Below are 26,560 nucleotides of genomic sequence, written 5' to 3'. Positions count from 1 at the left end.
GCTACAATTTGTGTGTTACTCATAAATGTCACTCAAGATTTTGCATTGCACCCTGATTTTTAACTTCCGGTTAACACTTGCAGCGTTAGTTTCCCCTTACCGAAGAAACGGAAACAACTTGCTGATCCCTTTATAGGAGGCACTGACATGGCAACCCTTCCCGGTGGCGCTTACGACGATTTCCACGTTGGCACGTCCAGCGCCGACGTGATCTTCGGCGGAGCTGGAAACGACATGCTGATGGGTGAAGGCGGCGACGACACGCTCGTCGGCGGTGTGGGCGACGACCTCCTGTTCGGCGGAGACGGCAACGATATCCTCAACGGCGGCGCCGGCAACGACATGCTGTTCGGCGGGGCCGGCAACGATGTGCTGAGCGGCGGCGCCGGCAACGACATCCTGGATGGCGGCGACGGCGACGACATCCTGTCCGGCGGCGCCGGCAACGACATCCTGTCGGGCGGCAACGGAAACGACGTCATCGACGGCGGGTCGGGCGACGACGTGATCTTCGGCGGCGACGGCAACGACGTGCTCTCCGGCGGTTCGGGCAACGACGTGATCGACGGCGGCGCCGGCAACGACACCCTCTCCGGCGGCTCCGGGAACGACGTGCTGCTCGGTGGCGACGGCAACGACATCCTCAGTGGCGACGCTGGTGACGATGTGCTGAACGGCGGCGCCGGCAACGACATCCTCTTCGGCGGTCCCGGCAACGACATCCTCGACGGCGGCGCCGGCAACGACACGCTGTTCGGCGGCGCGGGCAACGACACCTTCGTGTTCACCGGCGGTGGCGGCCAGGACGTCGTGATGGACTTCAGGCAGGGTGACGACGTCCTCCAGATCGCCCGCAACATCAACGGCCTGGACATCGGCAACGCAGCCGACGTGGCGGCCCGCGTCCTCGATGTCGGCGGCAACGCGGTCATCGATCTGGGCAACGGCGACACCGTGACGCTGATGAACGTCAACGCCCAGGACGTCCAGAACAACCCCAACGCCTTCTTCGTGATCAGCTAAGGGTCACCCGGCGGCGGTCCCCGCTTCAGCCCGGGGATCGCCGCCAGCTTCCATGACAACCGCAAATCCCGATCGGACGCCGATGCTCCCGACCTCCCTCGCGATACAGATCGATGCCGGTACATCCGCCGGTGTGCCCACCGCCCGCCTCCATGGTATCGGCAGCGATTTCGTCATGGCGGTCTGGGAAACCGCGTCGGGGAAGCATCAGGGCCGCATCGTCCCGTCGGTCGACGGCGCGGAGGCTCCCCGTCCCTATACCCTGCTCACCGTCCCGACTTCCTGGGGCGGCGAACGCACGCTGGCGTTCCTGCGCTGCCCGGCCGGCACCGGCGTCATCGGCTTCCATGACGAACAAAACCGCGCCGTCGCGACCGCACCGGCGAAGGCGCCCGCCAGCTTCGACGCCGCCTTGCTGCTGAGCGGCCTGGACGGTGCGGCGCGGCTGCGGGTCGTCCGCCTGCTGCTGGATTTCTGCCGCAGCGCCTTCAGCCTTCAGAACGATCCGGTGTTCGCCGGTCTGTGCCGCCGGCTGATCCTCGAGCTTTCGCCGACGCCGACCGTCCTGACGGCCCGCTGCGCACCGACCCGGCATCTGGTCCTGTGCGACGGCAGCGTTTCAGCCGGCTTCGGCGAGGTCACCGCCACCGTCGTCCTGACCGGCTCCGCGATGCGCCGCCTGGATGTTTCCCCGACGATAGGAACGGTCGCGGACAAGCGGAGCCGGCTGCCGCTCCACCTCGTCATCGACCGTGCACTGTGCGGCTCGGAAACCCTGGTGGTCCTGCTTGGCCGCGCCGGTCTTGCCTGCCGCACCGTTTCCGGTGCATCCGGCGAGCTGCCGACGCTGCTGGAATGGCTGGAGCGCAGCAAACCCTGCCCGACCGCTCTCCGCGACCACGTCATGCGCGCGCTCGCGGTGCGGGCGGCCGACGAGCCGCAGGCGGCAGCCGCCGTCCGTGAGCTTCAAGTGCTGATGCCGCTTCCGCGCCGTCACGTCGCCTCGCCCGACCGTCCCGTCGGCGGCGACGTCGACGTGGCCGTTTCCACCGGCGACGGCGGGCTGTTCGTGTCCGGCTGGCTGCACGACCCGCACGGCATGGTCGAGGGCCTGCGCGTCGTGTCGCCCTTCGGCGACGAGCGCACCATCACGGACCTGCCCCACCGCTTCCCGCGCGAGGACGTTGCGGCGATCTACAAATCATCCGCCCCCGCGGGCTTCGCCGCCTTCCTTCCCGGCGCCCTCGACCCGGCTCCGGTCCTGCAATACCGCTGCGAGTTGCTGCTGCGCTCCGGTGGCCGGATCGACATCGTTCCGCCGCCCCGCCCGCTCAATCCGGCGGACGTGCGGGCCGCCGTGCTCGGCAGCATGCCGCCGCACCATGTCGGCCAGAGGGCGCTGGAAACCTGCATCGCCCCGGCGGTTGCCCCGATCCACGCGTCGATGGTTGCCGATCTGCCCCCGCCGGAAGTGATCCACTATGGCAAGCCTGTTGCCGACCCCGCCGTGTCGATCATCGTCCCGCTCTACAAGAACCTCGAGTTCCTGCGCTTCCAGCTTGCCGCCTTCGCGATCGATCCGACCATCAACAGCTCAGGTGGCGCCGAGGTCATCCTGGTTCTCGACAGCCCGGAGCAGCGGGCCGAGCTTCAGCACTACCTCCACGGATTGTTCGGCCTCTACGCGATGCCGCTGACCCTGGTGGTCCACGCCGCCAACCACGGCTACTCCAGCGCCAACAATTCGGGCGCCGCCGTCGCCCGTGCCCGCCACCTGCTGTTCCTCAATTCCGACGTGATCCCCGACCGTTCCGGCTGGCTGCCGCTGCTATGCGCCGAACTGGAAGCCTCGCCCACCACCGGCGCTGTCGGCCCCAAGCTGCTGTTCGAGGACGACTCGCTCCAGCACGCCGGCCTGTTCTTCGGCCGCGACTACAAGGGCCGCTGGATCAACCAGCACTTTCACAAGGGCATGCCGCGCGACTTCGCCCCCGCCTGCCAGGCGCGCGCCGTCCCCGGCGTCACGGGAGCCTGCCTGCTGATGCCGGCCGGCCTGTTCTGCGAGATCGGCGGCTTCACCCGCGACTATATCATCGGCGACTACGAGGACTCGGACCTCTGCCTCAAGATCCGCGCCGCCGGCCGCGAGATCCGCTACGTCCCGGCCGTCGAGCTGTACCACCTCGAACGCCAGTCGATCAGCCGGCATGCCGGCTACACGCGCGGCGTCGCCTCCGAATACAACGCATGGCTCCACGCCGGCCGCTGGTCCGGCCTGATGGAAGACCTGATGAACCGCGACTGGACCGCCGGCGGGCTTCCCGCCATCGCCCAGAAAAGCATCGCCACGAGACGCCGTAACCGCAGCAGAAAGGCTCCGGCAGCAGCATGAGCACGCCCCAACCGATTTCCTCCGCCCTGCCCGCCAATCAGCGCGTGATCAAGCTTCTGGTCCGACAGGACGTGCGCGATGCCCAGCGGCTCGACTGGCTGTGCGAGAACATCGCGCGAAACCGCTTCCTGCCGGTGCCTCCGTCGGAGAACATCTTCGTCGGCGACGGGGATTTCCGTGCCATCGGGGCCGAGTTCCTGCGCCACTTCGTAAAGCTCGGCGATCTGCGCGAAACCGACAAGGTACTGGAGATCGGCTGCGGCATCGGCCGCATGGCGGTCCCGCTGACCCAGTACCTGACCACCGGCACCTATGACGGCATGGACGTGGTCGCCGACGGCATCACCTGGTGCGGCCAGAACGTCACGCCGACCTATCCCGCCTTCCGCTTCCATCACATGGACGTGGCGAACGATCTGTATAACCCGCAGGGCCGGATCGATCCCAATGCGGTCGCCCTGCCCTTCCCGGACAAGGGCTTCGATTTCGTCCTGCTGACCTCCGTCCTGACCCATCTCCAAGGTGCCGAGACGCTGGCCTATGCGTGGGAGATCAGCCGACTGCTGCGGCCGGGCGGACGCTGCTTCCTCAGCCTGTTCCTGATGAACGACACGGCCCTGGAAGGGCTGCGCTCCGGCGACAACCGCCTGACCTTCAACCCGGATGAAGTCGGCCCGACCTGGCTCGCCAATCCGGAGGTTCCCTCCGCCGCCGTCGCCCACGACGAGGAAGCCCTGCTCGACATGTTCGCCGGCGTCGGCCTCAAGCCCGCCAAGCCTGTCGTCTACGGGACCTGGTGCGGCCGCCCCAATACCGTCAGCTACCAGGACCTCCTGGTGCTGGAAAAGGTCGGCTCGCCATGACGGCAGTCCGGAGCCGCCCGGCCGCACTCCCCCGTGTCCTGTTCGTCTGCCACAACCATCCGAGCTTCCATCCCGGCGGCACGGAGATCTTCGCCCACGACCTGTTCCGCCACATGAAAGACGTGGACGGGATCGAGGCGATGTTCCTCGCCTGCACCAACAAGGTCCACCGGGAACAGAAGCCCGGCACCAATTTCCAGACCGTTGGCCGCAGTTCCGACGAGCTCGTCCTGTGGGCCGGCCATTTCGACCGCTTCTATCAGAGCCAGATCGACCTGCACGGCATCGTGCCGGACCTGTCCAACCTGCTCCAGTCGTTCCGCCCCGATATCGTCCACATCCATCACACCCTGCTGCTGGGCGTGGAGATGCTGTTCCTGATCCGGCGCATCGTGCCGCAGGCACGGATCGTCTATACCCTGCACGACTACTATCCGATCTGCGCCAATGACGGCCAGATGGTCACGACCGATGGTCACAAGCTCTGCACCGGCGCTTCGCCGGACGCCTGCCACCGCTGCTTTCCCGACCGGACGCCGGACAAGTTCGTCCTGCGCGAAAAGCACCTGAAGAGCATGCTGTCGCTGGTCGATCAGTTCGTCTCGCCCAGCCATTTCCTGCGCGAACGCTATATCGCCTGGGGCCTGCCGGCCGACAGGATCGCGGTACTGCGCAACGGCCGCCCGGCGGACGACATGGTCGCCAAGCCGACCGTTCCCATGGCGGTCCGCAACAAGAAATCCGCCCGCCGCAACGTCTTCGGCTATTTCGGCAACCTCAGCCGCTACAAGGGTATCCGCGTCGCCCTTGAGGCCGCGAAGGAGTTGTCTAAGGATCAGGACTTCGTCCTTCACGTCCATGGCGGGATGCCGTTCCAGACCGAGGACTTCAAGGCGGAGGTCGAAGCGCTTTCCACCGCGGCCGGCGCGAAGGTCATCCGCCACGGCGCCTATCGCCGTGACGAGATGGCCAAGCTGCTCGCCGCTGTCGACTGGGTCATCACGCCGTCGATCTGGTGGGAGAACGCGCCCCTGGTGATCCAGGAAGCCTTCCAGCAGCGCCGTCCCGTCATTTGCAGCGACATCGGCGGTATGGCCGAAGCCGTCACCAACGGCCACGACGGCCTGCATTTCCGCGCCGGCGACCCAGTTGATCTGGCCCGCAGCATGCGCCGAGCCATCAACGAGACGGGCCTGTGGGAATGCCTTTCCTCCAACATCGCGCGGGTTCCGACCCTGGCGGATAGCGCCGCCGAGCACCGCGCCCTCTATGCCGACCTGACGACGGCCGCATCCTTGCGGAGTTCCGGACGATGACCAAGACCGTAAGCCAGATCAACCCCAAGGCCGATATCCAGATTGCCGTCCTGGTGGACGAGAAGACCCTGCTGCTATTTGGCTGGATCGACCGCGCGCTGCCGTCCTCCGGCGCCGCCAGCTTCTCCGAAGGCGCCGATTCGGCAGGGACCTACGACGGCCACTTCTGGCCGCGCGACGAAGGTTCCTACTGGTTCGTGGCGCTACTGCGCTTCGACAACATAGCGCAGATCCGGCCGCAGCGACTCAGCATCACCGGAGCGGACCGGGGCACCCGCTACACGATCCCGCCGATCCAGAACATCAAGATCAACCCCTGGACCCTGCTGTCCACGCTGAAGGAAGACATGCCGGAAGCGATGCCGGTCGTCTTCGACTTCCTGCACAAGAGCCTCGGCGACACGGCACAGTCCGAGCGCACCACCCGCCTGATGCTCGCCTTTCTCCAGGCGATGGCGCAGCCGGACGGCTTCGCCGAGATCTTCGGCTGCATGACCGGACTGGGAGCGCTGGTCCAAGGCTGGTCGTTCAATCTGATCGCGGGAGAGCACGACCTCCTGATCGAGACCGACGCCTGCCGCAGTTTCACCAGCATCATCGGCAGCTTCGAACGGTCCGACCTGCCATCGACGGCGCGCGGCGTGCTGGGCGTCATGACCGGGGCCGACACGCTCGACCTCAGCCGCATCCGGCGGATCTACTACAAGGCGGCCAAGGGCTGGTGCTACCTCGAGATCTTCGAGAACCGCACGCTGCTCAACGACCAGAGCGCCGTCCCGCATCTCCGCGCCATGCTGCCGACCCTGACCGGAGAGCCGTCGGTCCTTCGCACGCTGAAGCGCCTGTCCAACGCCCAGTACGAAGGGTTCGAAACCGTCAGCCGGCTGGAAATCCCGGTCCGCGTCGGCCTCGACACCGCCGTCCGGGTTCCCGGGGCCGGAACGCTCGTAACCGGCTGGGTGCTCGACCCCGACCACCATGTCAGCGCGATCACGCTGAAGGGCATCGGCGTCTCGGCCCGGATCGACCTAGACTGGTGCCGCACCAACCGGCGCGACGTCAGCGAGGCCTTCGCCAAGGACGCGCCCTTCGCCGGCAAGATCGTACCGGGCCAGGACGCCCACGGGTTCCTCGCCTTCGTTCCGGAAACGGCCGATTCGCCCGAGCAGTGCGAACGGTATCTGGAATTGTCGCTGGCCGACGACGCCTGCGCCTTCATGCCGGTCGCGACAAGCAAGGCCGCAGCTCCAGCGCTGCGCCGCCTGCTCTCGACCATCAACCTGAACGATCCGGCGTCGGAAACCATCATCTCCCGCCATATCGGCCCGCTGGTCCAGGCCGCCGGCAGCGCCTGCGCGTCGGCGGAATCCTCCGCCACCGTCTACGCGATGGGCAAGGCGCTGGTTGCCCCACGTGTCTCCGTCATCATCCCGATTGCCGACGGCCGCGACGACATCGACGTGACGCTGGCCAAGCTGGCGGTGGACCGCGACTTCAAGGGCACGGAGATCGTCATCGCATCCGGCGCCGGAGCGCACGAGCGCCTGTCGCCCTCGCTGCGCCGCTTCGCCGAGTTCTATGACCTGTCGATCAAGCTGGTGCCCTGTCCCCAGGCCCATGACATCTATCAGGCGATGGATGCCGGGGTGCGTCACGCCTCCTCCGACATGCTGCTTCTGCTGTCGCCTTCGGTACTGCCGACCTCGACCGGCTGGCTGTCGGATCTGGAATGGGCCTACAAGACCAGCGGCAGGACCGGCATGGTCAGCCCGACCCTGCTGTACGAAGATTTCTCTATCCGCTTCGCCGGCATCCAGCAGATCAGCGCGCAGTCCGCCGTTTCCCAGTACGCCGGCTATTCCCGCGACTGGCTGAAGGGCCGGGAACTGACCACCGTCCAGGCGGCCTCGACCGACTGTGCCCTGATCCCGCGCGCCGCCTTCCTCGGCGCCGGCGGCTTCAGCACCGATTTCGTCGGCACCGACTTCAAGGGCGTCGATTTCTGCCTGAAGCTGCGGGCCGCCGGCCATGTCTGCCTGTGGCTGCCGACCGTCCAGTTGATCGCCCTGGACGAGCAGCCTCGTGAGCAGGCCCAGGAATACTGGCTTCAGACCGGCGGTCTCGTTGACCGCTGGGGCTTCGAGCGGAAATGGCCGCGTCTCCACACCACCCAATCGCTCGGGAGCATCGACCGATGACCGGCATGGAAATCGCCAAACGGGACAAGCGCGTCCTCATCGTCAGCCACGGACACCCGACCTTCTCGCTGGGCGGGGGCGAGGTGGCGTCCTACAACCTGTTCAACGGCATCCACGACCTGCCCGGCTGGGAAAGCTTCTATCTCGCCCGTGTCGGTCCCCCGGTCAACCGCCACAAGGACAGCGCGCTGATGAGCCTTCGCCAGAAGGAGCGCGAGATCCTGTACTACGCCAACGACTACGACCATTTCCGCTGCTCCAACCGCAATCTGGCGGGCTTGCAGCAGGACTTCGTCCGCTACGTCGTCGATCTCCAGCCCGACGTGATCAACTTCCACCACTACATCGGTCTGGGCGTGGAGACGATCTTCGCCCTGAAGCAGGCGCTGCCGCGCGTGCCTATCGTCATCACCTTCCACGAATACCTGTCGATCTGCCACCACCATGGCCAGATGGTCAAGACCAGCCGCAATACGCTCTGCTACCGGTCGTCGCCGGCGGAATGCACCAACTGCTTCCCCCACATTCCGGAAAGCCAGTTCTTCAAGCGCGAAGCCTTCCTCAAGACCTTCTTCGAGATGGCCGACTTCTACATCAGCCCGAGCGAGTTCCTGATCGACCGCTACGTCGATTGGGGTCTCCCGCGTGAGAAGTTCCGCATGATCGAGAACGGCCTGACCGTGGAGGAGATCGTACCGCCCCGCCCGCTTCCCAAGGGCGGCCGGCGCAACCGCTTCGGCTTCTTCGGGCAGGTCAGCGAGTTCAAGGGCCTGCACGTGCTGGTCGAAGCAGTCTCCCGCGTGTCCGACAAGGACTGGGGCGACGACAGCGCGCTGATGATCTTCGGCGGCAACCTGGAAAAGCAGCCCGAGGCGTTCCAGAAGAAATTCAACGAATTGACGGAGAAGGCCGGCAACCGCGTCCGCTTCTACGGCAGCTACCGTTCCGCGGAACTGCCGAGCCTGATGAAGGACGTGGACTGGCTGATCATTCCGTCGATCTGGTGGGAGAACTCGCCGGTCGTGATCCAGGAAGCCTTCCTGCACGGCCGGCCTATCATCGCCAGCAATATCGGCGGCATGGCCGAGAAGGTCACCCACAACGTGGACGGCATCCATTTCCGCAACGCCAGCGTGGAAGACCTGATCGATCGCCTGACCGACGTCCTGCGCACCCCCGACCTGTGGGACCGCCTGCGGGCACGCATCAAGCGGCCGATCGACCGCCAGGAATGCGCCCGCCGCCATACCGAGATCTTCAACGCCCTGCTCGCCGGAGCCTCCGGCCAGGGCACTCCTCTACCGGCAAACGCGGCGCCGGCCACCGCCGGCCAGGGCACCCAGGTCCTGGACCGCGCCGTCGCCCAGCCGCTCTGACCTCAACCGAAACCGACGCTATCACACCCCAGGGAGATTCCTTTGGCTAAAATCCTCGTCATGATCCCGTCGGGCGAAGTCTATAATCATGACTGCGTCCGCTGGTACGAATACCAGCAGGTCCAGAAGCACATCGACCACTATCACAACATCGGCGACGCCTTCGTCTTCGATTCCTCACTGAAGCTCCTGAACTACGATAAGCTCGACGTGCTGACGATCCGCAACGTCAAGCCGGGCGACGTCGAGCGCTACAACGCCGAATACGACTACGTCTTCCTGCGCGGCTCCAACTACATCCATAGCCACATGGAATGGGAGAACGCCGAGCAGGTCCTGCCCAAGCTGAAGATTCCGATCCTCGCCTTCGGCGTCGGCGCCCAGGCTCCCAAGGAAGGCAAGCTTCAGCTTTCCGAGCAGAGCAAGCGGATCTGGAGCATCATCGCCGACAAGTCGGCCTCGCTCGGCGTGCGCGGCACCTATACCGCCGAAGTCCTGTGGGACCTCGGCATCAAGAACGTCCGGATCGTCGGCTGCCCGACCGCCTTCCGCAACAACGACCCGGACCTTCGCATCGACCTGCCGCCGCTCGACCAGATCAAGAACGTCGGCTTCACGATGCGCCGGGAGGTCTCGGCCGCCTATGCCCAGGACATCGAGACCTACCTGACCCGCCACCGCGACGTGGTCAAGGAGATGGCCCGCCGGTTCGACATCGTCATGATGATGCAGGGCGAAGTCGAGGAGAAGAAGCTGCTCTGGGGCACCGACGAGCAGAAAGCCCATGCCCTGGCCGAGTTGAAGAACAATGGCTGGATCGGCAAGTGGTTCCTCGATGAGGAGATGGAGGAGCTCTACAAGACCCGCCTGTGGTACTCGGACGTCGTCTCCGACTACGAAGACCTCGTGCGCTCCAAGGATCTCGTGCTGGGATATCGCCTCCACGGCAACCTGATGGCTCTCGCCAACCGGACACCGTCGATCTACTTCAGCTATGACAGCCGGACGGTCGAGTTCGCCGAGACCTTCGCGATCCCCTGCTACGACGTCTTCTCGCAGAAGCCGTTCGTTCTGGAGGATTACTGGGATCAGGCGCGGTTCGAGCGCTTCAACCGCACCTACTACCAGCGCTTCCGCGACATGCGCGCCTTCCTGGACGAAAACTTCATCGACCACAAGATGCACCACGGCGTCGCCAAGCCGCGGCGACTCCAGGTCGCCTGAAGCCAAAAGCCGACGCGTTGGCGCCGGGATCACGGTCCCGGCGCCGGCTGTTCATTGTCCGCACCGGAAAAGAATGCCCATGTCCGCAGCGCTCCAAACCCTCGCCCCGCAGCCGGCCGACATCGACGGCCGGATCGACGCCATCACTGGCGGCCGGCTCTACGGCTGGGCCTGGGACCGGGTCCGCCCGTCCGACCACCTGGAAGTCGAAATCCGCGTCGGCGACAGGCTGGTCGGCACCGCCTTCGCCAACCAGCCGCGCGACGACCTGAAGGCCAACGGAGTCGGCGACGGCTGCCACGCCTTCGAACTTGCGGTCGATCTCGCCCCCGGTGAAACGCCCGTTGCCATCGCCCGCTCGCCGGTCACCGGCGACGTCATGCCGCTGCGTCTGCCCTCCGACGTCGAGACGGTCACCGAAAGCGTCCTCGGTCCCACTCTGCTCCGCATGTCGGCCCTGATGGACGCCACCCAGCGCAATCAGCAGACGGTCCTGCGCGGCCTGCGCGAGCTGATGAAGCAGGGCCAGGCCGCCCCCAACGCCGACAAGCGCCTGGAGGAACTGGCGGCATCCCAGGAGGAGCTGAGAACCCAGGTCAGCGGCATCGAGGTCTTCCTGATGCGCATCGACGAGCACCTGCACGAAGTCAACACCAGCCTCAAGCAACGCGCCCCCGCCGCCGTGGACAAACCGCTCAGGATCGCGGTCGGAATGCTGACGGCAAGCACGCTCGGGCTGATCGCGCTGATGGCGTTCCTGAACCTGTAAGGCAGAGATGTCGGGCTGAAGAGGCCCGACCTACAAAAACACACATTCTTTTTGACTGACGCCCTGGTCATTATAAACGAGCACGCTCGCGTAGGTCGGGCCTCTTCAGCCCGACATTTAACGTTCTAGACCAGCTTCAGTGCCGCTGCTGTAACCCAACTACGAAAAGTTGAACTGTTCCGTACACCTCCAGGCATGTTGCTTTCGATATAACTAATAAGGATTATGCCTGATCCTTATTGCTTATCGATCTTCATCCGAATACTGGAGTGTGTCATGGCAGGCCCCAACGCAAATATGTCCGTGTCGCCCAATGGCCTCACCTTCCTTTATAACCGTGAGGCGCAGGCCGGTGTCAGCAACAAGCCCCATTGGCCCGGCGGCGGCAGCGGCGTGACACTGGGGCCTGGCTACGATCTCGGACACCGTACGGCGGCTCAGATCGTAGCCGATCTGACCAGCATCGGCGTTGCATCCGGTGCCGCCGAAACCCTGTCCAACGCCGCCGGGCTGACCGGCACCGACGCCCAGACATTCGCCAAGGCCAACGCGAATGCCGTCAGCCTGACGCAGGGCCAGGAAGAAGCCTTGCTGAAGCTCGTGCTGCCGACCTACCAGCAACACGTGCAGAACTATGTCACGGTGCCGGTCAATCAGAACCAGTTCGACGCCATGGTGTCGCTGGATTACAATATCGGCGGCGGCAACTTCAAAAACAGCTCGGTCGTCGCCAACCTGAACAAGGGCGATGTCGCCGCGGCGGCCGAGAGCTTCAAGCTTTGGAACAAGTCCGGCGGCAAGGTCGTCCAGGGACTCGTCAACAGGCGGGAACTCGAAGTAGCCTTGTTCAACACGCCCGTATAGGCGCATAACCGTCTGAACGCATATCGGAAAGCTTACTATGATATTCAGGAACGCCGCAGGGTCCCTCTCGAGCTTTATGGCGGCGCTCCTGATATCGAGCTGCATATCCGCTGCTCCCTCTGCCAATTCCGTTCCGGCCACCCTCACGGGCGACTGGAAGGTGACGTCGGCCAAGGTGAATAGCACCGGGATAGCGGCCTATGCGCCCGACGATCCGGCGCTCATGGCATTGCGCCTCGCCGTCTCCGCCGACCGCCTCGCCATGGACAAGGCTGGAGACGGGGATCGACATGTCTGCGAGTCCCCTCGTGTCGCCAGCGAAACGCTCGCCTTCGCGACGTTGATCTCCCAGACCTACGAGGCCTCACCCGCCGACATGGGTGTCGACGCCGCCGGCAAGGACCGTCCGGCCCACTTCATCACCTGCGCCAAGGGCGATATCGGCCCGTCCTACGATCGCGGCTCATGGATCGTCGAGATGGATTCCGACACCATCGCCATGAACTGGTTCGACAGTGTCTTGTTGATCCTCAAGCGGGTCAGGTAGACCGCGACGGAACGAGCGGGACGCTACCGGGGCATCGATCGTATCCGCACTTATCCATAGGGGTTGCCGAATCGACGCCTCAGGCAATAGACTTGCTCTAACATGATAACGAAATCACCAAGACCCCAATCACCTAGATCCCAATGCGCAGCGCTGCCGGTCCGGATGTCGGATGACGCGATCGAAGTGCTGCTTGTCACGTCCCGCGACACCGGCCGGTGGATCATCCCCAAGGGGTGGCTGGAAAAAGGTACTAAGCCGCACGACATGGCGGCCCGCGAGGCCTTCGAGGAAGCCGGGGTGGTGGGCAAGGTACAGAAGGAGCCGATCGGCTCCTACATCTACACCAAGCGCCTCAGCGCCAAGAAGTCGGTCGAATGCAATGTCGACGTCTTCCTTCTCAAGGTCGATCAGGACCTGAAGGACTGGCCGGAAAAGGACCAGCGCCAGAAGGAATGGATGTCGCCGTCGAAGGCGGCATTGCAGATCAGCGAGAGCGGCCTGGTCGGCATTCTGCTCGGCCTCGGGTTGCCGACTGTCTGATACCAGGAGCCGAAGAGTTTGACCGGCGCTCCGGAAAGTGTTGGGCCACGGCCCAACCTATGGGTTCCTGCTTCGTAGGTTGGGCCGTGGCCCAACAAACTCCGTCCCCACAGGGGTATGTCTTAGGCCCCCGGTATGATGCCTAGTCCCGCCCCTCATTGGGCATCGCCCGGACGGGGCAGCCTGACCAGCCTCGACGGACGCAGCAGGTTGCTGCGCTCGAGCAAGGGATGCGCGATGGCGGCCAGATGGGCGTCCACCCGCTTCAGGTCGCGCACGACGTCAAGGTGCAGGCTGCTGGTTTCCGCCTGATCGGGTCCCTCCGCCAGTTCGGCGAACTGGCTTTCGGCCGCCGCGCGCTCGAACTCGCGGAAGCGTTCCTTCTCCTCGACAAGACGCAGCGCGGACCGCAGGTCGTCGCCCATGAACACGGCGCCGGCCAGACGGAGCTGGGCCAGCAGGTGATCGTGCATCGCCTCGGCCTCGGCGGCCTGCCGGCCCGTCAGGCGCAGATGCCGCCTGATGCGCTTGGCGGCAAGGGTGAGCACGCCCTTGTCGATGATGTCGCCGGCATGTTCCAGATTGAGGGCGACGGTCTGCACATGGGCCAGTCTGGCGGCATCCTCCTCGCTGAGTTCCCGCTGGCTCAACTCCCCCAGGAATCGCTTGAGAGACCCGTGGAGGCGGTCCAGCACGTAGTCCATCCGGCGCAACTCCGCCGCCAGCCGGTTGTCGTCGCGCCGCAGCAGCTCTCTCGATCCTTTCAGCATCTCTTCTACAACATCCGCCATCCGCAGCGCTTCGCGCGAGGCATTGGCGAGCGCTACCCTTGGCACATCCAGCGAAGCGGCATCCAGGTAGCGGGGCGATGCCGGATCGTCGGACCGAGGCCGGTCCGGGATCAGCTTTTCCAGCAGCTTGGCCTGCGACGCCAGCGGCAGGATGAACAGAAGCGCCAGCACCACATTGAAGAGCAGGTGAAACCCCGCGGCCATGCGTCCCGGATCGGGCTCGATCTGGCTGAGATACGCAGCGGTTTCCGGCAGGAACGGCAGCACCGCAACGCAGCCGGCGATCCGGTTGAACAGGTTGCCGATCGGCAGGCGAAGCGCGTTCCGGTCGCCCGAGGTTGCGGCAAGCAAGGGATTGAACGCGCTTCCCAGGTTGGCGCCCAGCACCATGGCAAGCGCCGCCAGCGGCGTCACCAGCCCGCTGTCGGCCAGCGAGACGATCACCAGCACGGCGGCGATGCTGGAATGCATCGCCCAGGTGATCAGCGCCGCCATCACCAGGACGGGCAGCGGCTCCCGCGTGATGGCCGAAATCAGCTCCCGCGCCTCAGGCGCCACGGTGTCCGGTACGATCGTCCCGACAAGCAGGTGCAGGGACAGCAGGACGAGGCCGAGACCGATCGTCGCTCGCCCCAGGTTGCGGGACCGCGTCCGGGTCCCGGTCCGGAAGATCACCAGCCCCACGAAGATAAGGGCCGGAAATACGATGGTGATGTCGAAGGAAAGCGCCCAGACGACCAAGGCGGTACCGGCATTCGCCCCCAGCATGACGGCCAGTGCGGGCATCAGCCCGATCACGCCGTCGGCAAGGAACGACGTCGCCATCATCCCGGTGGCGGTGCTGCTCTGCAACGCCACCGTGACGCCCAGGCCGGCCAAACAGGCGGCCAGCCGGTTCCGCAGCGCCCGGCCGAGCAACTGGCGGAGGTCTCCACCGAATGCGCGGAGAATCCCGGTCCTGACCATGTGTACGCCCCAAAGCAGCAGGGCGACGTCTCCAAGCAACTCGATCAGCGCATGGGTGGCGGGCATTGCCCCCATAGTCACACTCCCGATTCGATCGCGCAGGTCCGCACCGGACCTTGAATCAACGGTAAGTGGCAGGCGGGCGGATCGTCAATCGTTCTCGAGTGAACTGGCCGTTTTCAAGGCGTTGGCGACCGTCATGCCTTTCCGGAGAATGGTATCGACCATCCGTCCCTGCACAAGATTGATACCGTGCTTCTGGGCGAAAAGCAGCCCGGTGACGGTGCTGCATCGGCCCAGGATGAAACGGCAGTTCTCCTGCGCCTTGATCTTGTCGGCAAAGGTCTTCAAGTCCCTTTCGCTCATTTCCGCCAGTTCATTGGTCCAGAACAGCTTGGCGTAATGGCAGGCCATGAATTCCAGGTCCATGTGCGCCACCCACATCGGCGTGATTCCGTCGATGCAGATCGAGTAGCCTCGCGTGCTCGCGTATTCGATGACCTCGTGATAGGTGTCGATGTTCTCGACCAGATCGGCCTTGTTGATTTCGAGGATGACATTCCCCCGCAAATCCACCGTCAGGCGCTCATCGAACTTGACGAAGGCGGAGGATATGATCGTGCTGAGGTTCAGGTTCAATCCGATCTTATGGCCACGGATGAAATCGACACCATGGTTCAGCGACTTCAGCACCGCATGGTCGAGGCTGGATGTGAAGTAGTTGAATAGCCAGCGGTTGGCCGTAAGGTCGAACTCGGGGCTCAAGCGATCCTCGAGGTTCTTCACGGCGATGTATATTTCGAAATACTCGTGGAGATTTTCGGCCGCCGGATCGAGATTGACGATCGGCTGGTTCAGCATGAACGGCGACAGGTCGAACATCCCGATCTGACGTTCGATCTTTGCCAGTTCCTCCAGGCTTATCGGCTCCTTCGTCGTCGTCTTCGGACCGTCGATGCCCCCGCCATCGTCTCCCAATCCTTCGATGAACCGGATAACGTTCACGAAGTTCAGCGACAGTTCCATAATCGAATAGAGCGTGTGTTCCTTATACGGATTGATTTTCGTCATCTTCGTGCGGGCCAGCATCATCTTCTCGATCTTCTGACACGCTTCGGTGATGGTCGAAAACTTGATGCCCTTGTAGAGGATCAGAACGTCTTCGTTCGACAGGGTAAAAACTTGCAGGTAGGCAGAATTGTCGGCGATCGACTGAACAGCCCGTTTGATCTCGATGATGTCGCCGTAGTTCTTATCCTGGAGCAGCGACAGGTGCAGATGGACCAGCCGCAATCCCTGGAGTTCACGCTTGGCCGATTGCAAAAGCTTCAGCAGCCGTTCGTCGTCGTGTTGCGGCTTCTCGGGAACAGCCGCAGCCTTCTCTCCCGGTTTGACCCATAGCCGGTCGCGCACCGGACGTTCCTGCCTCGGGCGGTTCATCATAGCTGCACGCGCTCCCGCGCGGTACCGGACCAGACTGGACGTTCTTCCACCATGTTTCCATCCGATTGCCGCTTCAGCCGGCTGGCCTCCGATACAGCTTGCCCTGCCGAGACAAGCCAGCCGTCCCGTTGGATCAGGATAGCAAAGATAAATTTATGAAAACTTTATGTTCATCAAATGAAAAGATCAGCCGGCGATCCCGACATACTATCGCCTCCGTCATATTGTTCGGTGTCCCTCCAGTCGACAAACTGTTGGACAAGCGAGTTGGATCGAGGGGAGAAACCATGACCACGGAGAAACCGTACACACCGGACGCACCGGACGCGAAAGGCACCGGCAGGCTGCGCAGCCAGGCTTGGTTCGACGACCGGTCGAACCCGGACATGACCGCCCTTTATATCGAGCGGTACCTCAACTACGGGCTGACTCGGCAGGAGCTTCAGTCCGGCAAGCCGATCATCGGCATAGCGCAGACCGGCAGCGACCTCGCTCCCTGCAACCGCCACCACGTCGAATTAGCCTCCAGGGTCAAGGACGGCATCCGCGAAGCGGGCGGCGTTCCCATCGAGTTTCCGGTCCACCCGATCCAGGAGACGGGCAAGCGCCCCACGGCGGCGCTCGACCGCAACCTCTCCTACCTGGGACTGGTCGAGGTGCTTTACGGCTATCCACTGGACGGCGTCGTGCTGACGACCGGCTGCGACAAGACCACGCCCGCCATGCTGATGGGCGCCGCCACCGTCAACCTTCCGGCCATCGTCCTGTCCGGGGGCCCGATGCTCGACGGCCATTACAACGGCAGGCTCGCCGGTTCCGGCACGGTGGTCTGGGAAGCGCGCCGGCTGCTTTCGGCCGACGTGATCGGCTATGACGAGTTCATGGACATGGTATGCGCTTCGGCTCCCAGCGTCGGCCACTGCAACACCATGGGCACCGCCCTGTCGATGAACTCGCTGGCGGAAGCGCTGGGCATGTCCCTGCCCGGCTGCGCCGCGATCCCCGGCCCCTACCGGGAGCGCGGCCAGATGGCCTATCTGACCGGCCGCCGTATCGTGGAGATGGTCCGGGAGGATCTGACCCCGCGCAAGGTCATGACCAGGGACGCCTTCGAGAACGCCATCGCCGTGGCGTCCGCGATCGGTGCCTCGACCAACTGCCCGCCGCACCTGACGGCCATCGCCCGCCATGTCGGCGTCGACCTGTCGCTGGAAGACTGGCAGCGGGTCGGCCACGAAGTTCCGCTGCTGGTCAACTGCCAGCCCGCCGGGTTCTACCTGGGAGAAGCCTTTCACCGGGCCGGCGGCATCCCCTCCGTCATGAAGGAGCTGCTGAAGGTCGGACGCATCCAAGCCCATGCCGTCACCGTCAGCGGCAAGACCATCGGCGAGAACGTCGCGAAGGCGCCGGCGCCCGACAACGACGTCATCCGTCCGTACGACAAGCCGCTGATGGAAGAGGCGGGAATGTTGGTGATGGGTGGCAACCTGTTCGATTCGGCTGTCATGAAGACCAGCGTCATCAGCCCGGAGTTCCGCGAGCGGTATCTCTCCAATCCGGACGATCCCGACGCCTTCGTCGGCCGCGCCATCGTGTTCGAAGGACCGGAGGATTATCACGGCAGGATCAACGATCCCGCCCTCGACATCGACCAGGACTGCATCCTGTTCATCCGCGGCTGCGGCACCGTGGGATATCCGGGATCGGCCGAGGTCGTCAACATGCAGCCGCCCGACCACCTGATCAAACGAGGCATCGTTTCGCTCCCGACCATCGGCGACGGCCGTCAGAGCGGCACCTCGGCCAGCCCGTCGATCCTGAATGCCTCGCCGGAAGCGGCCATCGGCGGTGGTCTGGCCCTGCTGAAGACCGGCGACAAGGTCCGGATCGACCTGCGGACCCGGCGCGTCGATCTGGTCGCGTCCGACGACGAAATCGCCGCCCGCCGAGCCGCTCTCAATCTGCCCGTGCTGAAGAACCAGACGCCGTGGCAGGAGATCTACCGCAGCCTCGTCGGCCAGCTTTCCGACGGCGCCTGCCTGGAGCCGGCCTTGAAGTACCAGGACGTCGTCCACACCAGCGGCCTGCCCCGGCACTCTCACTGAGCCGAAAGATACTGAAGGGTCCCAGGCATACGCCTCATCGCTTGAGGCTGTAGAGCGTGGCGATCAGCATACGGATGTTCTCCTGGATCGCCCGCTCGGTCGCCACCTGTATGCGCTCGGTCGGGTTGAAGTACTCACTGGACGATGCGGTTCCGGTCGATGTCAGGGTACGGGAAAAGACCCTGTCGCCGCTGGCCGGCTCTGTCACCAGCCAGCGCATGTCGACCGTCGTCGTCACGTTCAGCCCCATCAGGATTTCCTGGGTTCCGGTGGAACCCAGGATCACTTCGGCATCAATCCGGAAGTCGGGTTGCCCACGCGCCAGGGCGCCGCGTACGGCCAGCGAGTTGATGATGGCTTCCCGCAGGTCGAGGTCCGATATCCGGATGTCGTTGAGGAAGCCCGAAGCCTCGCCGCCCTCGGCGCTGCCGACTTCTACCGACAATTCCTTGCCGGCGGAACCCTCGATCGGCGCCTCGGCGGGAACGATCATGTTGAACATATGGACGGGAGCTTGGCAGCCAGCCAGCGGCAGGACCAAGGCGCCCGCCAGAAACACGGTCACGGCACGTATCAAGAAAGGCCTCTAGCAGAGCGGATCGAGCGCGGAGATCAGCGTCCCTGGGTGTAGTCGCGCACGGTGCGCCAGGCGCAAATGCCGGCGAACCAGGCCGAGGAAACGACCCACGGCACCATCAGGACCATCGGAGTCTCCGGCTGCTGTAACACCAGCATCAGGCTGCTGATCATCCAGACGGCCGTCATCGCGATGTTCATCGGCATCAGGTGCGGCACGCGGAAGGGATGCACGAACTTGGCCGTCGTGAATGTCATCACGGCGAAGATGGCGATCAGCGCGAAGGTGACCCCCGGCTCCAGGTCCAGCACGTAGAGATAAAGCGCCACGACGTTCCAGACGGCGGGGAAGCCGACGAAGTAGTTGTCGTTGCTCTTCATGTTTACGTTGCAGAAACAATAAAGAGCCGACAACAGGATGAAGGCGACAGCCACCAATTCCAGCGGCCCCGGCAGCGCAATAAACTTATAGATGAAAATCGCCGGGATGAAGACGTACGTAAGATAGTCGATGACGAGATCCAAGGTAGCCCCGTCGAAATTGGGCAGGACCGTCTTGACGGAGAACTTGCGGGCCAGCGTGCCATCGACCCCGTCCACCAGAAGTGCCGCACCCAGCCACATCAGGCAGCCCTTGGCGTTGTTGTCGACCAGCGCCAGCAAGGCCATCAACCCGAGCACCACCCCGCTGGCCGTGACGGCATGCACCACCCAGGCCGCTACCTTCTGGATCTGGGAATAGGGCTCGGTCAATTGGGTCATCCTGGAAGTCATCTCCGCCTACAATACTCCGCCCCGGCCGCGAGCCAGGCGCTTCTCTGTGTTCAAGCCTGCGAGCCCAGGGTCTTCGGGAACATCGTCTTCAGGATCATCGGCATGGCCCACCCCGGAACATGCAGCATGGCACTTATGTTCATCCATAACCCGATAATTCAACGATCGGCACGCTAAAGTCACCGGCGTGCTTGAGCTTGGCACGGCTTCTTCCCGCAGCATACTTTGTCTGTTCCCGCCCCGTACTCCATTAGCCTTTCGGAGGGGAAAACTCAACAAGCGGGAAGGACAGGGCCGGAATGCGGAGGATTACCCAAGATTATCTTTTTCCGAACAGACGCTGAAGCAGCCCGCTCTGCCGCTGGCGTTCGGCATCCTTGTACTCCAGCCATTCGTCGACCAGTTCGGCCGCCTGCCAGTTGCCGAAGTAACGGACGCAGTCGACGCCCGACATCAGCCTGACCTTCTGTTCGCCGAGCCGTTCCAGACGATCGCGGAGCCTTTCCCGGTCATCGTCGGTCAGGACGGCCTGTCCAAAGCGTGGACGCATCATCACTCCCTTGCAAGAGGGGCAGAATGCCATCGCTTGCGGCGATTCGATGCATCGCAAAGGTATTAGTGGACCATGACGCTACATCCTCAGGCCGCTGCGGCCGCTGCCAGACGCAGGTCGGCGACAAAGCGCTCGTACTCCGCCGCCTTGCGCTCCGCGTCCGGCAGCCGCAGCAGGAACGAGGGATGTACCGTCAGCACCACCCGATAGTCGCTCCCCGTCGCCAGCACGGCGCCCCGCTCCCGCATGACCGCCACCGGACGCCGCAGCAGGGACCTCCCGGCGGTGGCGCCCAGCGCCACGATCAGTCGGGGACGTACGGTGGCGATCTCTTTCGTCAGCCACCACCGGCAATGCTCGATCTCTCCCGCATCGGGACTCTGGTGGATACGCCGCTTGCCGCGCGGCGTGAACTTGAAATGCTTCACCGCATTGGTGACGTAGCACTCCGTCCGCTCGATGCCGGCTTCCTTCATCGCCCTGTCGAGCAACTGCCCGGCGGGACCGACGAAAGCCCGGCCGGCCAGATCCTCCTGGTCGCCCGGCTGTTCGCCGACCAGCATCAGCGCCGCTCCGGCCGGTCCCTCGCCCGGAACGGCCTGCGTCGCAGCCTGCCAAAGCCCACAGCGCCGGCATGCCTCAAGACCGCCGTCGTCCTGGACAGGCGGCAGTTCGCGCGCGAAGGCCTCCGCCCAGCGGGTAGCCTTGGCCGGCGCCGCCGTTCCCTCCGCCTCGATCATCCCGGCGGTCCGCCTCCCTGCTTCGCGGATCAGCGGGGCGATCATCCGCGCCTCCGGCAGGTTGTGCCAATATTTACGCGGCATCTCCGCCTGCATGGCGGCGATCTTCAGCCGGGCCGGGTTGAAGATGTTGGCGTAGTAGCTGCGCCAGTACTCCTCCAGCGCATCGTCGTCCGGCACGTCCCGCCGGCTGGCGCCGGGCGCCAGATGGAGCATCTCGCCGTCCCAATGAGCGCTTCGGTCCGGCGTCAGGATCGACCAGTCCATGTTGGCGAAGCGCCGCGCGAAGAACGGAGCGGCCTGATCGACGATGAAGTGGTCCGGCTCGAACCACGCCAGGTAATGGCCGTCCCGCTGGCGGAACCGGACGAAGGCGTGCATCTTGTGGATGTCCCTGCGCACCGCCCGCGCCATCGCCTCGGCCCGGTACACCTCCCGGTCCGACACGATCTCCAGCAAGCCGGTCTCGCCATGAGTAAGCCTCCACAGCAGACTGTAAAGTACCGCGAACCGCGCGGGGTCGCGGTGGCAGACGACGCTTTCCGCCAGATCCATGAACCCGCGCGGCACGCTGAAACCGCGCCCGCCCGGCCCCCTCCCACCGCCTGCGGGTTCCGCTTCGCCGAACAGACCGGCATCGCTCCCGACCCGCCAATCGACAGCCTCCGGCCGGGCATCGGCCAGGATCATCCGGCGCGCCGCACTCCGCCATGCCTCGAAGTCGGCGGGATGGGACAGGTTGACCGCGTGCATGCCGCGTCTCAGGCGAACAGCGGCAATGAAAGCTGCGCCGGCTTTGGCATCAGCCGCGCCCGAAGGTCGAGCCGGTCCAGTGCCGATTGCCCGATCTGCCGGTCCGCCGTGACGATGAACGGCGCCACCTTGGCAAGTTGCACCCGCAGCCGGCCGAGGTCTTCCATACGGACCGCCTTGTGCCGCCGGATCGACAGCAGCCGGTCGACGGTACGCACGCCCATTCCCGGTACCCGAAGCAGGCTTTCCCGGTCCGCCTTGTTGACATCGACCGGGAAGCGGTGCCGGTTGCCCAGCGCCCAGGCCAGCTTCGGATCGATCTCCAGGTCGAGCAACCCGCCCTGGGGCACGATCTCGCCCGCCTCGAAGCTGTAGAACCGCATCAGCCAGTCGGCCTGATACAGCCGGTGCTCCCGCATCAGCGGGGGCGCCCCGGGAGGCAGCCCCGAACTCGCGTCCGGGATCGGACTGAACGCCGAATAATAGACCCGGCGCAGCCGGTAAGCGTTGTAGAGCCGATCGCTGGTGGCCAGGATGCCCTTGTCGTCCGTGGTATCCGCGCCGACGATCATCTGGGTACTCTGGCCGCCGGGCGCGAATCGCGGCCCTCGCGGTTCTTCCTTCGCCTGCTCGATGTTGAGCCTCAGCCGCCCCATTGAACGTCGGATCGCGGCGCCGTCCTTTTCCGGAGCCAGCTTGCCCAGCGACGCCTCCACCGGCAGCTCGACATTGATGCTCAACCGGTCCGCGTAGCGTCCAGCCTCCGCCAGCAGTTCCGGCGAGGCGTCGGGGATGGTCTTCAGATGGATATAGCCGCGAAAGCCGTGCTGTTCCCGCAGCATCCGTGCCACCTGGACGATCTGCTCCATCGTGTAGTCGGGACTTTGGATGATCCCGGAACTCAGGAACAACCCCTCGATGTAGTTGCGCCGGTAAAAGCCCAGCGTCAGGTCCACCACCTCCTCCGGCGTGAACCGGGCGCGCCGCACATTGCTGGACCGCCGATTGACGCAGTACAGGCAGTCATAGACGCAGAAATTGGTCAGCAGGATCTTCAGCAGGGAAATGCATCGGCCATCGGGGGCATAGGCGTGACAGATCCCCATGCCCTCGGTAGAGCCGATCCCATGCTTGGTCCCGGCCGAGTTCTTCCGATCCGATCCGCTGGAGGAGCAGGATGCGTCGTACTTGGCCGCATCCGCCAAAATCTCCAGCTTTTTCAACAACTCCATGATCCTGCCCGCGCAAATTGTTCATACTATGTTCTAGTGCGAAAGGGGCCGGGGTCAAGCCGCACCTTCCGCCAGGGTGCCGGGCTTGCCGCCGGCATTTCCTTGCCTTAGGCTGGCGCCTGCCGAACAGGGAGGGATCATGGTCGCACCGCTTGTATTGATCGGAGGGGGGATGGTTGCGGGAGCGATGGCTCTCTGGGCCGCGATCAAGCAGGGCCTCGACCTGAGCGAACCGATCAGGACGCGCAAGGGAAACGGCGTACGCATCCTGACCTCCCAGCGAACCAGTTCCGACGGCCATCCCATCGTGGCGGCTGTGAACTGTGGCGGCGACATCGGCGAGGCGATCGGCATCTACACCAAGACGGGTGCTTTCGGCGGCACCCTCTGGAGCATGGACGAAGTGCGCGCCGGATTCCTAGCCGCCCTTGACGAGCGGGACCTCACCGGTCTGGTCAATGGCCCGAAGCCGGAGCCGGCGCCGCTATCGGCCGAGCGGATCACGTATTCCGCGCCTCGCCCTCCGCTCGACTTTTCGCGACCCATGCGGACCCAGCTAGGCAATCGGGTCCAGATACTTGCGCTGGATCGTGCGAGTCCGGCCGGCGACAGGATCGTCGCCTTGGTTCATTTGCAGTGGCTGGACAACGACACGCCGGATGTCTCTCCGAAAAGCCCCAAGACCGCCCGCCCCGGCGTTCCGATGGACGCCGGCGTGACCGAGCAGGTCGTCAACGTCTACGACAAGTTCGGACGTTTCCACGGCACGGTGATCTCCGAGACGGAGGCTGAGCGCGGCAAAGCTCATCTGGACTCGCCGAAGTTCGACATCAAGCGCGACACCTCGGACCTGTGCTACTCCGCCCTGCCGGCAAGCTGAGACGTCCGCCACCGCTTACCGGTTCCGACTGGACAAGTTAACAGAGAAGTTGTTCATGCCCTGAGCCACCTGGACCTGCATGGAAATCGGCGGCTTCCTGGATCAACTTCGTGAGTAGCATTCCGTTGACGAATTCACTTCAGACGTCGGCTGCCGTTCCATCAGGGAGGCATCCAACCCTGCGGCGATATCCCAATCTGATTCTGGTTCCGGCCGTTCTGATAGCGATAGCGGGTTGCCTTCTGCATATTTTCCACGGCCATAGCTGGGTAAATACCTCAGGACATGCCTGGGGCAGCGATGACGCCTTCATAAGCTTCCGGTATGCGTTGAATGCAGCGGAAGGGAACGGCTTGGTCTTCAATCCGGGAAAAAGGGTCGAAGGCTACTCGAACCTGCTTTACGTTGCCGTCCTGACACTGGTCGCTCTCGCCGGTTCCGCCAAAGCGCTCTATCCCGCTGCATTGATCGTCAACACGATTGCCTTGGTCGGGCTGATTCTGTTCCTGGGGGTCTGGCTGCAGCGCCATGCCGGCCGGACTGCCGCCTTTGTAGGCACGATCGGGCTGTCCCTGTTTCCGCCGTTGTGGGCGGCCGTTGCCTCCGGCCTGGAAACCCCGGTCGTCGTGCTGCTCCAGTCGATGATCGTCGTCGGCGCTCTCACCTTGTCGCTCCGCACCGGCGCGTTTTCGGAAGAGCACTGGCAGCACCTTGTCATCGTCGCCTCCGTGCTCTCGATCCTGATCCGCCCCGATGGCTTCATCATTCCTGTTCTGGCCGCCCTTTTAATCTTGGCAAGCGGCCGGAGACGAACATCCTTGCGGCTGCTCGCGATCATTACGGCGGCAATGACAGCTCTGACGGTCTGGCGGCTCAGCTATTACGGGCTGCCGCTGCCGATGACCTATTACGCAAAGGTCACCGGCACGCTCGGCCAGCGCCTGACCGCCGGATTGGGTCAGTTGCGTAGCGAGGTGGTCTCGACCGGCATGCTGCCGCATCTTCTCGCAATCGCCTTCGTCATACCGGTACTCTGCATTGACTTCATAATATATCTGACCAGCCGAAGGCCGCCGGGACCTTATGCCATCCTGGGATTCTTCGGCTGTGCGTGGCTTGCCTACTGGATCTATATCGGCGGCGACGTCTTCGCCGAGCGGTTCCTTCTGATCATCGCCGTGATGTCCTGGCTCGCGGTCGGCCTCAGCCTGCACGCAACTCGCCGGGTACTGCCGCTGGCCGCAATCCCATTGGCGCTTCAGCTAAGTCCGCTTTTCAATGACGGAAGGTTCGATTACGGACCCAAGGAATACGACATGTGGGCGGAACTAGGCGGCTTCCTTGGAGAGCGCTATCCGGGCGCCACGCTCGCTATCGATGCCGCCGGCAAGGTGCCGTTTTATTCCCGGTTGGCGACGATCGATATGCTGGGTCTCAACGACGCTCATATCGGGATGAAGAAAAGCGATTTCGGCGCCGTTGGCCACAGCAAGACCGATCCCGACTACGTCTTCGCTCGCCATCCCGACCTGATCGCCGCGTGGGTGACGCCTCAAATGGATATGGGATGGGGGATCGTCCGGAGCCGGTATCTGGCGAATGGATACTGCCTGCGCTATCTCGTGCGAAGCGACCGCGTCAAGCCGGACACGGCGATCGTCGATCTTCGGCAAACCATGGACAAGCCCGACGACCTTTATCGGACCGGTTACCAGTACGGCGTCGCCGAACTCTCCGGCACTTCAAGTTGCGCTGTGCCGCCCCTGCCGGAAGACGGCATCCTGAACTTTTCGGCTTCCGGCAACACAAGCTTCTACAAGATCGGCGGATGGTCGGACGCGGAGCCCTGGGGCACCTGGAGCATTGGTCCCAAAGCGGAACTGCTGCTGCCGTTCCCACCCAAAACGGCTTCCGGTGATCCTGTCGACATCGATTTGCAGATTACGGCCGACGCCTTCTCGCGATCCGCAGATCGACTTCAGCAGGTGGAACTCGTCGTAAACGGCGTTTCCGTCGCCCAATGGAGTTTTGCCGCTGGCGATTCAGAGAAGACGAAATTCGCGCGGATACCCGCCTCGGTAGCCGCCCGGCAATCTCCCGCCTCCTTGGTCTTCCGGATACAACATCCAGCCTCTCCCGCCGACGCAACTCTGTCCGAAGACACCCGGCAGTTGGGACTGGGGTTGAGGCTGCTACAGGTTAAGCCGGCAAGCTGATCCACCTGCCGGGAACAGCGCTCATGGTCCCACCGTCGAACGATCAGGATCGCGGCGGTGTCCGTTCCACGTCCCGATTGCTCGTAGCCTGATCCCGCGCATCCGGAGCGCGCCCGGCATCATGCTTCCGAAGAACCTGATCGACCGCTTCGGAGTCGATGGAGAGCGCTTCGGACAACAGCCGATCCGCTTCGGCGTCGTGCCCCTGAGCCTGCTCGTGAAGTCCTTGCTCCGCCAGGCTTGTGGCTCGATCCGCACCATCCTTGGGGTTGCCATCCTGCATGCCGTCGCTCCCTTCGTCTTTTGTGATTCACCCACTTGCTTCGGTAACACTCGGCGCTGAGTACCGTTGCCCGTACCGGGCATAAGGAACGGCCCGTCCGAAGCCGAGCCGTCCCTCCACCAGACCTGAGCGG

The 26,560-nt window shown here is 64.0% G+C and carries 22 protein-coding genes; 15 read left to right on the top strand and 7 right to left on the bottom strand.

What is annotated here, in order from left to right; all coding sequences use genetic code 11:
- Positions 1 to 147: 147 nt before the first annotated feature.
- From N826_RS00495 to N826_RS00445, 11 genes are all read left to right on the top strand, one after another.
- A complete protein-coding gene (locus N826_RS00495; RefSeq protein WP_044425375.1) occupies positions 148 to 1,023 on the top strand; it encodes a calcium-binding protein in 876 nt (291 codons plus the stop codon).
- An 82-nt stretch (positions 1,024 to 1,105) separates the two neighbouring features.
- The gene (locus tag N826_RS00490; RefSeq protein WP_052830717.1) at positions 1,106 to 3,415 is read left to right on the top strand and encodes a glycosyltransferase; all 2,310 of its coding nucleotides are present in this window, start codon (positions 1,106 to 1,108) and stop codon (positions 3,413 to 3,415) included.
- Positions 3,412 to 4,278, top strand: a complete 867-nt coding sequence (locus N826_RS00485; protein WP_169789265.1) for a class I SAM-dependent methyltransferase — start codon at positions 3,412 to 3,414, stop codon at positions 4,276 to 4,278. The genes N826_RS00490 and N826_RS00485 overlap by 4 nt, the downstream gene beginning before the upstream one ends.
- Positions 4,275 to 5,594 (top strand): glycosyltransferase family 4 protein, encoded by a 1,320-nt coding sequence (locus N826_RS00480; RefSeq protein WP_044425374.1) that lies wholly within the window; start codon positions 4,275 to 4,277, stop codon positions 5,592 to 5,594. Before N826_RS00485 ends, N826_RS00480 begins: the two co-directional genes overlap by 4 nt.
- On the top strand, positions 5,591 to 7,792 hold the full coding sequence (locus tag N826_RS00475; protein WP_044425373.1) for a glycosyltransferase family 2 protein: 2,202 nt from the start codon (positions 5,591 to 5,593) through the stop codon (positions 7,790 to 7,792). The genes N826_RS00480 and N826_RS00475 overlap by 4 nt, the downstream gene beginning before the upstream one ends.
- Positions 7,789 to 9,168, top strand: coding sequence for a glycosyltransferase family 4 protein (locus N826_RS00470; protein ID WP_244619402.1), 1,380 nt, complete (start codon positions 7,789 to 7,791; stop codon positions 9,166 to 9,168). Before N826_RS00475 ends, N826_RS00470 begins: the two co-directional genes overlap by 4 nt.
- Positions 9,169 to 9,210: 42 nt before the next feature.
- On the top strand, positions 9,211 to 10,392 hold the full coding sequence (locus N826_RS00465) for a polysaccharide pyruvyl transferase family protein (protein ID WP_044425372.1): 1,182 nt from the start codon (positions 9,211 to 9,213) through the stop codon (positions 10,390 to 10,392).
- Between the two features lie 79 nt (positions 10,393 to 10,471).
- Positions 10,472 to 11,161, top strand: a complete 690-nt coding sequence (locus N826_RS00460) for a hypothetical protein (protein WP_044425371.1) — start codon at positions 10,472 to 10,474, stop codon at positions 11,159 to 11,161.
- Between the two features lie 276 nt (positions 11,162 to 11,437).
- Complete coding sequence (locus N826_RS39555) at positions 11,438 to 12,025, top strand: glycoside hydrolase family protein (RefSeq protein ID WP_169789264.1); 588 nt, start codon at positions 11,438 to 11,440, stop codon at positions 12,023 to 12,025.
- 160 nt (positions 12,026 to 12,185) lie between these two features.
- A complete protein-coding gene (locus N826_RS00450; protein WP_157599309.1) occupies positions 12,186 to 12,572 on the top strand; it encodes a hypothetical protein in 387 nt (128 codons plus the stop codon).
- Between the two features lie 165 nt (positions 12,573 to 12,737).
- Positions 12,738 to 13,115 (top strand): NUDIX hydrolase, encoded by a 378-nt coding sequence (locus N826_RS00445; RefSeq protein ID WP_244619403.1) that lies wholly within the window; start codon positions 12,738 to 12,740, stop codon positions 13,113 to 13,115.
- A gap of 155 nt (positions 13,116 to 13,270) precedes the next feature.
- Here N826_RS00445 and N826_RS00440 read toward each other — a convergent pair whose 3' ends face one another.
- Together N826_RS00440 and N826_RS00435 are read right to left on the bottom strand one after the other, a co-directional pair.
- Positions 13,271 to 14,947: a Na/Pi cotransporter family protein gene (locus N826_RS00440; RefSeq protein ID WP_244619404.1), complete on the bottom strand. Its 1,677-nt coding sequence runs from the start codon at positions 14,945 to 14,947 to the stop codon at positions 13,271 to 13,273.
- A gap of 75 nt (positions 14,948 to 15,022) precedes the next feature.
- Positions 15,023 to 16,315, bottom strand: coding sequence for a hypothetical protein (locus N826_RS00435; protein WP_244619405.1), 1,293 nt, complete (start codon positions 16,313 to 16,315; stop codon positions 15,023 to 15,025).
- 287 nt (positions 16,316 to 16,602) lie between these two features.
- On the opposite strand from N826_RS00435, the gene N826_RS00430 reads away from it, so the two are divergent.
- Positions 16,603 to 18,420, top strand: coding sequence for an IlvD/Edd family dehydratase (locus tag N826_RS00430; protein WP_044425367.1), 1,818 nt, complete (start codon positions 16,603 to 16,605; stop codon positions 18,418 to 18,420).
- A gap of 34 nt (positions 18,421 to 18,454) precedes the next feature.
- On the opposite strand, the gene N826_RS00425 is transcribed toward N826_RS00430, so the two are convergent.
- From N826_RS00425 to N826_RS00405, 5 genes are all read right to left on the bottom strand, one after another.
- Positions 18,455 to 18,985, bottom strand: coding sequence for a hypothetical protein (locus N826_RS00425; RefSeq protein ID WP_044425365.1), 531 nt, complete (start codon positions 18,983 to 18,985; stop codon positions 18,455 to 18,457).
- Between the two features lie 47 nt (positions 18,986 to 19,032).
- Positions 19,033 to 19,758, bottom strand: a complete 726-nt coding sequence (gene pcsA / locus N826_RS00420; RefSeq protein ID WP_044425364.1) for a phosphatidylcholine synthase — start codon at positions 19,756 to 19,758, stop codon at positions 19,033 to 19,035.
- Between the two features lie 331 nt (positions 19,759 to 20,089).
- Positions 20,090 to 20,323, bottom strand: a complete 234-nt coding sequence (locus N826_RS00415) for a hypothetical protein (RefSeq protein ID WP_044425363.1) — start codon at positions 20,321 to 20,323, stop codon at positions 20,090 to 20,092.
- Positions 20,324 to 20,409: 86 nt separating this feature from the next.
- Positions 20,410 to 21,816, bottom strand: coding sequence for a UdgX family uracil-DNA binding protein (locus N826_RS00410; RefSeq protein ID WP_044425362.1), 1,407 nt, complete (start codon positions 21,814 to 21,816; stop codon positions 20,410 to 20,412).
- A gap of 8 nt (positions 21,817 to 21,824) precedes the next feature.
- On the bottom strand, positions 21,825 to 23,048 hold the full coding sequence (locus N826_RS00405) for a putative DNA modification/repair radical SAM protein (RefSeq protein ID WP_044425361.1): 1,224 nt from the start codon (positions 23,046 to 23,048) through the stop codon (positions 21,825 to 21,827).
- 139 nt (positions 23,049 to 23,187) lie between these two features.
- Between N826_RS00405 and N826_RS00400 the strand changes: the two genes are divergently transcribed.
- From N826_RS00400 to N826_RS00390, 3 genes are all read left to right on the top strand, one after another.
- The gene (locus N826_RS00400) at positions 23,188 to 23,928 is read left to right on the top strand and encodes a hypothetical protein (RefSeq protein WP_147040083.1); all 741 of its coding nucleotides are present in this window, start codon (positions 23,188 to 23,190) and stop codon (positions 23,926 to 23,928) included.
- A 353-nt stretch (positions 23,929 to 24,281) separates the two neighbouring features.
- The gene (locus tag N826_RS00395; protein WP_044425359.1) at positions 24,282 to 26,144 is read left to right on the top strand and encodes a DUF7024 domain-containing protein; all 1,863 of its coding nucleotides are present in this window, start codon (positions 24,282 to 24,284) and stop codon (positions 26,142 to 26,144) included.
- A 121-nt stretch (positions 26,145 to 26,265) separates the two neighbouring features.
- Positions 26,266 to 26,487 carry a hypothetical protein gene (locus N826_RS00390; protein WP_044425358.1) on the top strand — a complete coding sequence of 74 codons (222 nt, stop codon included), beginning with the start codon at positions 26,266 to 26,268 and terminating at the stop codon, positions 26,485 to 26,487.
- Positions 26,488 to 26,560: the final 73 nt, after the last annotated feature.

Source organism: Skermanella aerolata KACC 11604, assembly GCF_000936425.1.
In the GTDB taxonomy this organism is placed as follows: domain Bacteria; phylum Pseudomonadota; class Alphaproteobacteria; order Azospirillales; family Azospirillaceae; genus Skermanella; species Skermanella aerolata.
This window is presented reverse-complemented; position numbering and strand designations above follow the sequence as displayed.